The organism is Citrobacter amalonaticus, assembly GCF_018323885.1.
Lineage (GTDB): Bacteria > Pseudomonadota > Gammaproteobacteria > Enterobacterales > Enterobacteriaceae > Citrobacter_A > Citrobacter_A amalonaticus.
The window spans coordinates 114215-126387 of sequence record NZ_AP024585.1; the positions used below are offsets into that span (position 1 = coordinate 114215).

General features: G+C 52.9%; 8 protein-coding genes. 3 read left to right on the forward strand and 5 right to left on the reverse strand.

From position 1 onward, the window contains the following. The first annotated feature begins 10 nt into the window (after positions 1 to 10). Complete coding sequence (gene yicI, locus KI228_RS00585) at positions 11 to 2329, forward strand: alpha-xylosidase (protein WP_042323380.1); 2319 nt, start codon at positions 11 to 13, stop codon at positions 2327 to 2329. On the opposite strand, the gene KI228_RS00590 is transcribed toward yicI, so the two are convergent. Then, a complete protein-coding gene (locus tag KI228_RS00590; protein ID WP_141227366.1) occupies positions 2326 to 3501 on the reverse strand; it encodes an MFS transporter in 1176 nt (391 codons plus the stop codon). The two genes, yicI and KI228_RS00590, sit on opposite strands and share 4 nt — an antisense overlap. A 97-nt stretch (positions 3502 to 3598) precedes the next feature. On the opposite strand from KI228_RS00590, the gene KI228_RS00595 reads away from it, so the two are divergent. Then, the gene (locus tag KI228_RS00595) at positions 3599 to 4357 is read left to right on the forward strand and encodes a MurR/RpiR family transcriptional regulator (RefSeq protein WP_042998650.1); all 759 of its coding nucleotides are present in this window, start codon (positions 3599 to 3601) and stop codon (positions 4355 to 4357) included. On the opposite strand, the gene KI228_RS00600 is transcribed toward KI228_RS00595, so the two are convergent. The 4 genes from KI228_RS00600 to xanP form a co-directional block, all read right to left on the reverse strand. Beyond that, positions 4341 to 5720 carry a family 4 glycosyl hydrolase gene (locus KI228_RS00600; protein WP_061069374.1) on the reverse strand — a complete coding sequence of 460 codons (1380 nt, stop codon included), beginning with the start codon at positions 5718 to 5720 and terminating at the stop codon, positions 4341 to 4343. The genes KI228_RS00595 and KI228_RS00600 overlap by 17 nt on opposite strands. A gap of 12 nt (positions 5721 to 5732) precedes the next feature. Continuing rightward, positions 5733 to 7295, reverse strand: coding sequence for a PTS transporter subunit EIIC (locus KI228_RS00605; RefSeq protein ID WP_061069373.1), 1563 nt, complete (start codon positions 7293 to 7295; stop codon positions 5733 to 5735). Between the two features lie 195 nt (positions 7296 to 7490). Further along, positions 7491 to 9209, reverse strand: coding sequence for an AsmA family protein (locus KI228_RS00610; RefSeq protein WP_141227367.1), 1719 nt, complete (start codon positions 9207 to 9209; stop codon positions 7491 to 7493). 121 nt (positions 9210 to 9330) lie between these two features. Continuing rightward, a complete protein-coding gene (xanP, locus tag KI228_RS00615; RefSeq protein WP_042998645.1) occupies positions 9331 to 10722 on the reverse strand; it encodes a xanthine/proton symporter XanP in 1392 nt (463 codons plus the stop codon). Positions 10723 to 10952: 230 nt separating this feature from the next. Here xanP and gltS point away from each other — a divergent pair, with 230 nt between their 5' ends. After that, positions 10953 to 12158 carry a sodium/glutamate symporter gene (gene gltS / locus KI228_RS00620; protein WP_042998644.1) on the forward strand — a complete coding sequence of 402 codons (1206 nt, stop codon included), beginning with the start codon at positions 10953 to 10955 and terminating at the stop codon, positions 12156 to 12158. Positions 12159 to 12173: the final 15 nt, after the last annotated feature.

The window sequence follows — 12173 nt, forward strand, 5'->3', positions numbered from 1 at the left end:
GGAACAGAGTATGAAGATTAGCGACGGAAACTGGCTGATTCAGCCTGGCCTTAATTTGACGCATCCTGTCCAGGTGTTTGATGTAGAACAGCACGGTAATGAACTGGTGGTTTATGCCGCACCGCGTGACGTCCGTGAACGTACCTGGCAACTGGATACCCCGTTGTTTACGTTGCGTTTCTTTTCGCCGCAGGAAGGGGTTGTAGGCGTGCGCATGGAACACTTTCAGGGGGCGCTGGATAACGGTCCGCATTACCCGCTCAACGTTGTGCAGGACGTGAAGGTCGACATCCAAAACACCGCCGACGTTGCTGAACTGAAAAGCGGTCACTTAAGCGTGCGCGTTACCAAAGGTGAGTTCTGGTCGCTGGATTTCCTGCGTGACGGCGTGCGCATCACCGGCAGCCAGTTGAAGAACAATGGTTATGTGCAGGACACCAGCACTCAGCGAAACTACATGTTCGAGCGCCTGGATCTGGGCGTCGGCGAGACGGTTTACGGGCTGGGCGAGCGCTTTACCGCACTGGTGCGCAACGGCCAGACGGTAGAAACCTGGAACCGCGACGGCGGCACCAGCACCGAGCAGTCCTACAAGAATATCCCGTTTTACATGACTAACCGTGGCTACGGCGTACTGGTTAACCATCCACAGTGCGTCTCGTTTGAAATCGGCTCGGAGAAAGTGTCAAAAGTGCAGTTCAGCGTCGAGGGGGAATATCTCGAATATTTCGTGATCGACGGCCCGACGCCGAAAGACGTACTGAACCGCTATACCCGCTTCACGGGGCGTCCGGCGCTACCGCCTGCCTGGTCGTTCGGACTGTGGCTGACCACCTCGTTCACCACCAACTACGATGAAGCGACGGTAAACAGCTTTATTGATGGCATGGCGAAGCGCAATCTGCCGCTGCACGTCTTCCACTTCGACTGTTTCTGGATGAAGGCCTTCCAGTGGTGTGATTTCGAATGGGATCCGGTGACCTTCCCGGACCCGGAAGGGATGATTCGTCGGCTGAAGAAGAAAGGGCTGAAGGTCTGCGTATGGATCAACCCGTACATTGGACAGAAATCACCAATTTTTAGTGAGCTAAAAGAGAAAGGCTATCTGCTTAAACGTCCGGACGGTTCTCTGTGGCAGTGGGATAAATGGCAGCCGGGGCTGGCGATTTATGACTTTACCAACCCGCAAGCCTGTGAATGGTATGCCAGCAAACTGAAAGGTCTGGTGGATATCGGCGTTGACTGCTTCAAGACTGACTTTGGCGAGCGTATCCCCACCGATGTGCAATGGTTTGATGGTTCCGATCCGCAGAAAATGCACAACCATTATGCGTACGTCTACAACGAACTGGTGTGGAACGTGCTGAAAGAGACCGTGGGCGAAGAAGAGGCGGTTCTGTTTGCCCGCTCCGCTTCCGTGGGCGCACAACAATTCCCGGTGCACTGGGGTGGCGACTGCTACGCCAACTATGAGTCAATGGCGGAAAGTCTGCGCGGTGGCTTGTCTATCGGTTTGTCCGGGTTTGGCTTCTGGAGCCATGATATCGGTGGCTTCGAGAATACCGCGCCGGCACACGTCTATAAACGCTGGTGTGCTTTTGGTCTACTCTCCAGCCACAGTCGCTTGCACGGCAGTAAATCCTATCGTGTGCCCTGGGCATATGACGATGAATCCTGCGATGTGGTGCGCTACTTCACCGAGCAGAAGTGTCGCATGATGCCGTATCTGTACCGGGAGGCGGTTCGTGCGCACGAACGGGGCACGCCGATGATGCGCGCCATGATGCTGGAGTTCCCGGACGATCCGGCATGCGATTATCTCGACCGACAATATATGTTGGGTGATTCTGTGATGGTGGCACCGGTGTTCTCGCAAGCCGGTGATGTGCAGTTTTACTTGCCGGAGGGACGCTGGACGCACCTGTGGCGCAATGACGAAGTACAGGGCGGTCGCTGGCACAAGCAGCAGCATGACTTCCTGAGTCTACCGGTGTACGTGCGTGACAACACGTTGTTGGCGTTGGGGGGCAATAATCAAAAGCCTGACTACGCATGGAATGAAGATACCGCCTTCCAGTTGTTCTCTCTCGATGAGGGCCGTGAAGCCGTTTGCGAAGTTCCTGCGGCTGACGGTTCGGTTGCCTTTACGTTAACCGCTAAGCGCAATGGCAACACCCTCACCGTGACGGGGAATGGGGATGCGCACAACTGGACGCTGTGCCTGCGTAACATTGCGCAAATTAGCGGTATTCGCGGCGCTTCACATCGAGGAAGCGAATCCGGCGTAGTGGTGACGCCGCAAAGTCATGAGATCGTCATTACGCTTTAAGTTGACGTACCGAGGGGGCGGAGGTTAAGCCGCCCCCATAGCGCCAGCAGCAGATACAGCACGACCGGTAATAAAAAGCTGAACCGGAGATTGAGTCCGTCAATGCAGACGGCCTGTAATAAGGGAATGACCGCGCCACCAATCCCGGCCATTACCATTGCTGCGGCTGAAATGTTGGCGATTGTCGGATTTTTATTGATGGTGTGCCCGAAGATAATCGGATACAGAATTGAGTTCCCTAAGCCGGTCAGGATAAGCAGATAACCGCCGGTGATATTATTCAGCCCTACCGCCATGATCACTGCCGTAGCGCAGGCCAGCGTCGCCACCATAAACGGCGTGTAATTACCTGTTTTGTCGGCGAGCAGACCGTAAAGAAAACGGCCCGCCAGCGCGCCTCCCCAGTAAAAAGAGACCAGCGACATCGCGACAGTGGTGCTCCAGCCACCGATGGTGATGAGATATTTCACCAGGCTGGTCGCAAGGCTCACTTCGACGCCGACATAGATAAAAATCGCCGCCACACTGAATAACAGTTCTCTGTTCTTCCAGGCGTTATACGTTCCTGACGCGGCTTTTTCCGGGCGCGCCACATCCGGCAGGCGGATCCAGAAAACCCCTGCAATCAATGCCAGCGAAAAGCAGGCGAGGCAAAGCCAGAGCGCACTGATAGGTTCTTCACGCGCCAGGATATCGATAGGGGAAAACGCCAGGAGGAGCGCAACCAGCATGGGCGCCAGCGTGGTTCCCAGCGAATTAACCGCAGAGGCCAGACACAGATTGCCAATGCGTTTGTGCGGTGCGCTGAGCAATGTCAGATAGGGATTCGCGACAACCTGCATCGCCGCCACGCCCGTCGCCACGACAAACATCGCCAACAGTGACAGGGCGAAGGAATCCAGCTGCAACGCCAGAGCGAACAGCAGGCATCCCGCAACCGACAACGTTAACGACAGCAGCAACACCTTACGGTACCCCTGGCGTTCAATTAGCATTGAACAGGGCAGACAGGTCAGAAAAGGGGCCACGTAAAAAATAACGGTAATGAAAATAGACTGCGACCACGACAGATGGAAATACTGATAGAAAAAGATGATCAGCACGCTGTTAATGGCGGTTATATTGCCCCATAAGAAAAATATCATGGCGAGTAATGTCAGATTTTTATTCATTTCTTTTTTTAATATGAAATTGTGATGAAGTGACCTGTTGCACAGACCGTTTACTTTAAAAAATGATAAATTTATTCTGCACTCACAGGAGCAGAAAATGGAACTGGAAAATGTATTTCGTGATGTAAAATTAAGTAAGACAGAAGTTACCGTACTGCGCTTTATTCAGAATAATCCAGAACAATGCATTCGTGAGGGTATCCGCACCGTCGCGGAACACTGTTACAGCAATCCGTCATCGCTGGTCCGTCTGGCGAAAAAGCTCAAATTTAGCGGCTGGCTGGAGCTGGTGTATTTCATTAAATTTAATATCACAATGCCAAAACTTGATGTGACCAATGATATTAACTTTATGAATGTCCAGCCAACCGAAAACCTCGCGTTGCTATTAAATCGTCTGCAGCACGACCGTATTCTTATTCATGGCAGCGGTTTCTCACAACTGATTGCGCAATATATTTATAATAAATTCCTGGTGATTGGCGTGAATGCCAGCCTGGCACTTTGGCCGGACTACGAAATACTGGAACAAAAAACGGCTGCAAAATTCGATTCTATCTGGCTGGTGTCTAAATCTGGTCGCAGCAGTTCGGCATTAAATTGGGTCAAGGCGCTGGAAGGTAAAAATACCGACCTTGTCTGCTTTACCGGTGACTATCAAAGCCCCCTGGCCCAGGCGGCAAACACCGCCGTCATCATTCACGATCCGCAAAAGTTTGATGATGATATCTACTGGAGCAACCCTTTCTTTGGTTACTGCATCCTGGGATTCGAACATTTGCTGAAGCTCTGGTTTATGCAAAATCCGGGCGGGGCGCCACTCGACGCCCCGGGAACGATCATTTCCAGTCGCTAAACTGTGCTTCGTCGAGATACTCGCCAACCAACTTTTCGGCCAACGACCAGGAGCCAATCAGCGGATGCGCCATTAATGCGCGGATTGCCAGAAATTTATCTTTGCGCATGATGGCTTCCACTGCCAGACGCTCGTACTCTTTCACGCAGGAGATCATGTTTTTCTGCGCGTCCGGTACGTGGATCGGCGTCACCGGTTTCAGCCCCTCTTTGCTCAGATCACAGCTGATCTCAATGACATCATCCGGGCGTAAGAAATCCAGCGTGCCATTGTTTTGCAGTGAGACAACGATGCGTTTGCTGGTGGCGCTGTTCACGGCTTCGAGAATATCCAGCGCCACCCCTGCGTAACCGCCGCTATCCGGTTCTTCAATAAACTGTTGCAGCGTTAGCGGCGTGCGGGTGTTGAATTTTTCCTGATGCGACTCACTCTGCATATAGCTATTTTCGCGGCGCAGATAGTGTTTCATCCAGATATCGAATGCGGCTTCCGGGTTTGCCTGCGCATCCACATTCTGCAGTTCCTCGCGCATTTCCTTGTTGATCCGCGTGATAGCTTCACCGCGCGTTTCCGGTGCATCCTGAATCGCTTTCAGCGCCACTTCGCGATAGTAGTAGTAATAGAGATATTCATTCAGCAATTGCTTGTCGCAAAGCTGAACCAGCACCGGTGAGAAGTACTGCATCGCCGTTTTGCTGTACAGCGCCGGGTTGCTCACCAGTTTGTCGGTGACGTCCTCACCCTTCACGGTGAAATGGGTAAACCACGAGAAGTGGTTCAGACCATAGCACTCCACTTTCAAATCCGCTTCGTCGCAGTTGAGGATGGCAGGCAGTTCGCGAATCAACTCTGAAGGGGCATCGCAAATGCCATAAACCCGACGTTTGAACCCGGATTTGATGATCGCCTCGGTAACCAGTCCGGAAGGGTTAGTAAAGTTGAACAGAATGGCATCGGGTGCGGCATGTTCTTCAATCAGACGGCAGTAATTAAGAATGGCGGGAATCGACCGCATCGCCATCGCAAAACCACCCGCCCCGGTGGTTTCCTGACCTAATGTGTTATGGTTGAGCGCGATACGTTCATCGCGCACACGGCTTTCATCGCCGCCGACGCGTAGCGTAGTGATGACATAATTGCTGTTCTTTAACGCGGATACCGGATCCGTCGTCAGGCTGAAACGAATATCAGGTCGAATCGTGGCAAAAACATAACGGGCGATTTCGCCGAAAATTTTCAGGTTCTCTTCTGCGTTATCGAGGAACACCACTTCCTGTAAACCAATACGATGCGCATTATAGGCCAGAGATTTCGCCAGGAACGCGGAACGAACGCCGCCCCCGCCTAATACGGTTAATTTCATAACAACTCCTGATTAATTATTTGCCAGCCAGTTATCTACCCGGGCTCGAACCTGTCCAACCCTCACACCGTAAATAACCTGAACTTCATTTTGATTACGCACTACGCCATTGGCGCCGGTACTTTTTAATAAGGCTTCATCAATTTTGTCGGGATGATGGAGCGCGACGCGTAATCGGGTAAAACAGTTATCAATAGAAATAATGTTCTCTTTGCCACCTAAGCCTTTAATGATCTCATCGGTGACGGCCTGACCTGCTTTGGCCTTTTTATTGCGGTAATCTTCTTTACTGTAGAGTTTCACTTCGCCGTCATCTTCGCGCCCTGGTGTTTTCAGGTTCAGCCTGATGACCAGCGTACGGAAAATGACGTAGTACGCGGCGAATTGCCCGATACCGATTAGAACGTATAGCGGCCAGCGGGTGAGGGCTGCCGGTAACGGCAGGTTATATATCAGAAACTCAATGAGTCCGGACGCGCCCCACGGACGAACCGTCAGCAGATCGCAAATTGCCTGAGAGGCGGCGGTCAGCGTGGCGTGAATCAGCCATAACAGCGGCGAAATAAATAAGAATGTAAATTCAATCGGTTCGGTAATTCCGGTGAGAATAGAGGTAATAATAGCGGGCAACAGAATCGCCTTCGCCATCATTTTCTTCTCCGGCGTGGCGGTGTGGTAAAACGCCAGCGCTGCACCGGAGAGACCAAAGATTGTCGTCATGCCCTGCTGGGAAAAGCGCAGTGCTTCGTTCATTACCGGGGTGAGATCCGGATGGCGCATGTAGGCCAGGAAGATGGCTTGCGTCCCGGAGACCACCTGCCCGTCAACGTTCAGAGTGCCGCCAATCTGGGTCAACTGGAAGGGAGACCAGACAAAGTGGTGCAGTCCTGTTGGGATCAGGAATTTTTCAAAGAAGCCGTACACGAAGACGCCTGCCACCCCGGCGTTTTTCATGAAACTGGTTAATGCCGCGATGCCGTGTGTGATGAACGGCCAGAACCAGGTAAAGGCAATGGCGTAAAAAAGGATCACCGGTGTCATGGCGATTAAGGTCAGTTTTGCGCCGCCGTACATCGAGAGTGCGCCCGGCAACTCTATTTCAGAGACTTTATTATGGACCCAGGCAATGGTGCAGCCGAGAATAATCCCTAAAAAGATCCCCATATCAACAACGACAAAACCTAAAATTTGCGTTTGTCCGGTGCCATAATATTCGCCATTGACCTTTTCAGCGATGCCGTGAGTATATTCCAGCCAGGAGTGATTGGCGCCCAAAAACATAATAAAGCACATGACGGCAACCAGCGCGACTTCGGTTTTTTTATCTTTCGCCAGACCATAGCTGATGCCGACACAGAAAAGCAGTCCCAGGTTGCCAAATAATGGCCAGAAGGTATCACCGAGGAGTTGACCCATTTGATGTAAAAAGCTGGTTTCGGAAATAAGTGTCGGGTTAGTTAATATTGAACTTAATGCCAGGATTAAGCCAATAACAGGTAAGAACAAGACCGCCCCGATCATTGCTCTGGAGAATCTTTGCATATCCGCCAGAATACGTTGACGTATTACAGACATGGCTATTCCTTTATTTTATGTAGGGTGTTTGTAATTATTAAATAAGACTTCCAACGTAATTGTTATAACAACTCCCGGTGGGGATGAAAACCTGTTGCGGAAAATAGGCACAAATAGCCGATAAATGAATACCTGTTTCGCTTTCAGACAGAGAACGCTCCCGGATAATGAATATCCGGGAGCGCTAAGGAGAGATTATGGCGTAACGGGGGCAGGTTCGGTCGACGTCACTTCACCCGCGGAGACGACTCCGGCCTGCATGGTTTGCGTGACCTGCTGTTTATTCGCATTCACGGCGTGCAATTGCCCATTCACTGTGGGCTTGAGCGGCGCGTCTGCCTGCACCGTTCCGCTGGCTGTCAGCTGGATATTACCGTCACCGGCGATCGGCAGTGCTGGCCATCCCCATTGCTGTAGAACGTTCACCGGGACACCGCGGCCATTCAGGCTGATCTGTGTCTGGCGCGGCGGTAACTGTGACACGCTGGCGGTCGCTTCCAGAATCCCTCTTTCCGTAAAGGCGCTCAGTTCGCTGATATTCACCGTGCTGGCATTGGCGGCTAAAGACAAGGAGGGGCGGCGCACGTCAACGCGGTTGAAGGTGGCGGCGGCGGCATTCAGGGTCGCGTTTCCGCTCCAGACGCCCCATTTCTGGTTCTGGACCAGCCCCAGATTCGCGCCATAACCATCCAGCGCGGTCAACTGCCACGGGAATGTCGGGTCGATATCAATCACCAGGTTGCGGCTGGCAGTAAATTTCTTCAGCGTCAGGCTGTTCAGCCATGTCGGCAGCGGTTGCATCCAGCGCTGTTTCCAGTTTTCCGGCAGGGTGTACTCGATGCCCGCGATGGCTGCGTCATCGAGGATAAGGGCTTTACCTTCCCGCAGCCAGTTGCCGGAAGTCCTGACCATTCCGCCTTCCCAGCGGGTAGTGAACTGGCGCAGCGCGATACCTTGCGGCGAAAACTCGGCATTCAGAATAGGGTCGAACAGATGCAACGAGCCAAAAATGAACTCGCTGGCATTCATCGACAATTTGCCTTCCTGCGTCTGCCAGTCGTCTTTGCTGAAGGTCAGATTGCGCAAACTAAGGTCAAGGTCAGTGACTGCCCAGTCTGGTCCCTGTAGACGCGAGTCAGTGACCTCAAGGCGATTAATCTGTAGCGATGGAATGGCGTTCAGCGGCGCGAAAAAGTCGGCCAGCGATTTATCGCTTTGCAGTCGGATGTCGTTCAGCCGCAGATTCTCCACCATCCAACTGCCATCAGCATGGCGTTTTGCCACACCGGTTAACGCACCGCGCGCGATATCTGCGCCGATAGTGCTTAATGTCACCTGTTCGTTATCGATACTGCCTTCAATCAGTACGTTAGCAGCAGGAACGTCATTTAATGTCAGAGAACCCGCGCTGAGCTGAATTTGCGCTTTGCTGCCGAGCACTTTACCGGCTTCGGGCAGCCAGGGAATGATGCCACCATTAACCCGCTGAGCGCTCAGATCCCACTCGCTGCCCGGGCTATTAAGCGCCATATCCTGCAACTGCAGGCGGTCAGACTGAAAGGGGAGCGGTGCCGTCTGAGGCGAAATATTAAGGGTACCGTTTTGCAGCAGGATCGTATCGACATGCCGTGGATGTGTCAGTTGGCGAGTACTCAGCCCAATATCGACCGCTTTTGCCACGAGCGTGGCTGGTTGACCGTCACGCCCAAAGGTGACGTTTTTCAGCAGGATATGTGAAGGAGAAGAAAAACGATGGTCCATCGCCTCAAAGGATAACTGATAGTCGCTGTGCTCAGATATCAAGGCACTGATGTGTTCTGCGCCCCAGCGCGTTTGCAGCAGGAAATAGAGGCCGAGAATCACCACCAGAAGGGCGATCAGTACATAGAGAATCAGCTTTCCAATAAATTTCATGGTCTTCCATCCTGCGAAGGGCACATAGTTGAGTTATGCACGATTTACGCGCAATCCTCAAGGCAGGAATCGTGAAAGAGTATGATAGCGACGGTGAATTTGAATCACCGTCGCATAGCCTTTACTGCTTTTCAGGCGGGAAAATCAGGTTCAGTACGATAGCGGTGATACCACCCGCAGCAATACCGGAAGAGAGCAGGTTTTTCACCCAGTCAGGCGCGAACTGGAGGATCAGCGGCTGCTGAGAGACGCCAAGACCAACAGCCAGTGACAGCGCAATAATCAGGATCGCGCGGCGGTTCAGGGGTTCGCGGGAAACAATCCGCACCCCAGACGCCGCGATAGTCCCGAACATAACCAGCGTCGCCCCGCCGAGTACAGGCTCAGGGATATGCTGCACAAAGCCGCTCACCGCCGGGAACAAACCGAGCACGATCAGCATCAGCGCAACCACAAAGCCAACGTAGCGGCTGGCCACGCCGGTTAACTGAATGACCCCGTTGTTCTGTCCGAAACAGGAGTTTGGGAAAGTGTTAAAGACCGCAGAGACGAAGGAGTTCAGGCCGTTTGCCAGCACACCGCCCTTCAGACGCTTCATGTACAGTGGGCCAGAGACGGGCTGTTCGGAAACGTCGGACGTTGCGGTGATATCGCCGATGGTTTCCAGCGAGGTAATCATAAACACCAGCATCAACGGCAGTAGCAGATTCCAGTCAATGCCCAGCCCGTAGTACAACGGCGTCGGCACCATGATCAGATCCTGGGAGGCTGGCGCGTTATTTTCCGGCAGCATGCCCATAAACCATGCCAGCGCATAGCCCGCCGCCATAGCGATAACCAGTGAAGCCACGCGCAGGTACGGGTTACGCTGGCGGTTGAGCAGAATAATCAGCAGCAGCACAACGCCTGCCAGCATCAGATTCTTGGGCGCTCCGAACGTGTTGTCGCTCATCGCGGCATAACCACCACCGATGGACGTCAGCCCCACCTGAATCAGCGACAGACCGATAATCATCACCACTACGCCCGAGACTAGCGGGGTGATGATACGACGCGCGAGATGCAGAATCCGGGAGAGCACCATCTCCGTGCAACTGGCCAGCATCAGGGTGCCAAACAGCGCCGCCATCATCGTGGGGACGTCTGCACCGCCGGTTTTCAGTGCGGTACCGCCCATAATCAGCGGTGCCACGAAGTTAAAACTGGTGCCCTGAATCGATAACAACCCTGAACCCACCGGACCCCAGGCTTTAATCTGAATAATGGAGGCCACGCCAGAGGCGAACAGCGACATACTGATAATGTGTTGCGTATCCTGAGCCGGTAACCCCAGCGCCTGACAGATGAGCAGCGCCGGCGTAATGACCGCAACGAACATCGCCAACAGATGCTGACAGGCGGCAAACAGGGTTTGCGGAAGCGGCGGGCGATCTTCAAGACGATAAATCAGTTCGCTGTTTTGAGTCTGCGCAACCGGTTGCGCATTTTCCGACTCGAGGGTGTTAACAGACATCAATGATAATCCCGTGATGACAAAGCGGGCATTTTATCTGACCAGATGGTAAAAGCAAACGTTTGCGAGTGGGTATTCTTAATATTTAAAATGGATGAAATCACATTTTTATATAACTTTTCCCTCTTTTCTGCTTAAAATCCATGCCGAATTACTACTAAAAGCTAAAAATATCCGCAGGAATAAGACATCAGTGCGTAACTGATTCAGACGTACTCAAGGAGCTTTGTATGTTTCAACTCGATACCTTATCAACCCTTGTTGCCGCAACGCTGACGTTGCTACTGGGGCGTAAACTGGTTCAGTCAGTCTCCTTCCTCAAGAAATATACGATTCCTGAACCCGTTGCTGGTGGGTTGCTGGTCGCATTGGCCCTGTTAGTACTGAAAAAGAGCATGGGCTGGGAAGTGAATTTCGATATGACGTTGCGCGATCCGCTGATGCTGGCGTTTTTCGCCACCATCGGTTTAAACGCCAACATCGCCAGCTTACGGGCGGGCGGTCGCGTGGTGGGAATTTTCCTGATCGTCGTCGTGGGGTTGCTGCTGATGCAAAATGCCATCGGCATTGGGATGGCCAGCCTGCTGGGACTTGATCCACTGATGGGGTTGATTGCAGGTTCGATCACGCTGTCTGGTGGCCACGGTACTGGTGCCGCCTGGAGCAAGCTGTTTATCGAACGCTACGGCTTTGCTAACGCGACGGAAGTGGCGATGGCGTGCGCCACTTTTGGCCTGGTTCTTGGTGGGCTGATCGGCGGGCCTGTGGCACGTTATCTGGTCAAACACTCCACCACGCCGGACGGTATTCCGGACGATCTGGAAGTGCCGACCGCGTTTGAAAAGCCGGACGTCGGGCGCATGATTACCTCGCTGGTACTGATTGAAACCATTGCGCTTATCGCCATCTGTCTCACCGTGGGTAAGATCGTTGCGCAATTGCTGGCGGGGACAGTGTTTGAGCTGCCCACGTTTGTCTGCGTGTTGTTTGTCGGCGTGATTGTCAGTAACGGCCTGGCGCTGGTAGGTTTTTATCGCGTTTTTGAGCGTGCAGTCTCTGTTCTCGGGAACGTCAGCCTGTCGCTGTTTCTGGCCATGGCGCTGATGAGCCTGAAGCTGTGGGAACTGGCTTCACTGGCGCTGCCGATGCTGGCAATCCTGGTGGTGCAGTCCATCTTTATGGCGCTGTACGCGATATTTGTCACCTGGCGAATGATGGGCAAAAACTACGATGCAGCTGTGCTGGCGGCGGGACACTGCGGCTTTGGTCTGGGGGCGACGCCAACCGCGATTGCCAATATGCAGGCGATTACCGAACGTTTTGGTCCATCCCATATGGCGTTTCTGGTGGTGCCGATGGTCGGCGCGTTTTTCATTGATATCGTCAACGCGCTGGTGATTAAGCTGTATTTACTGTTGCCTATTTTTGCGCAATAACGAGAAGGTGCGGTG

What these genes read in the sequence shown, in the direction of transcription:
- KI228_RS00595 (WP_042998650.1), top strand. Translation starts at nt 3,599, where the DNA reads ATGGAACTGGAAAATGTATTTCGTGATGTAAAATTAAGTAAGACAGAA.
- gltS (WP_042998644.1), top strand. Translation starts at nt 10,953, where the DNA reads ATGTTTCAACTCGATACCTTATCAACCCTTGTTGCCGCAACGCTGACG.
- xanP (WP_042998645.1), bottom strand. Translation starts at nt 10,722, where the DNA reads ATGTCTGTTAACACCCTCGAGTCGGAAAATGCGCAACCGGTTGCGCAG.
- KI228_RS00600 (WP_061069374.1), bottom strand. Translation starts at nt 5,720, where the DNA reads ATGAAATTAACCGTATTAGGCGGGGGCGGCGTTCGTTCCGCGTTCCTG.
- KI228_RS00605 (WP_061069373.1), bottom strand. Translation starts at nt 7,295, where the DNA reads ATGTCTGTAATACGTCAACGTATTCTGGCGGATATGCAAAGATTCTCC.
- KI228_RS00610 (WP_141227367.1), bottom strand. Translation starts at nt 9,209, where the DNA reads ATGAAATTTATTGGAAAGCTGATTCTCTATGTACTGATCGCCCTTCTG.
- yicI (WP_042323380.1), top strand. Translation starts at nt 11, where the DNA reads ATGAAGATTAGCGACGGAAACTGGCTGATTCAGCCTGGCCTTAATTTG.
- KI228_RS00590 (WP_141227366.1), bottom strand. Translation starts at nt 3,501, where the DNA reads ATGAATAAAAATCTGACATTACTCGCCATGATATTTTTCTTATGGGGC.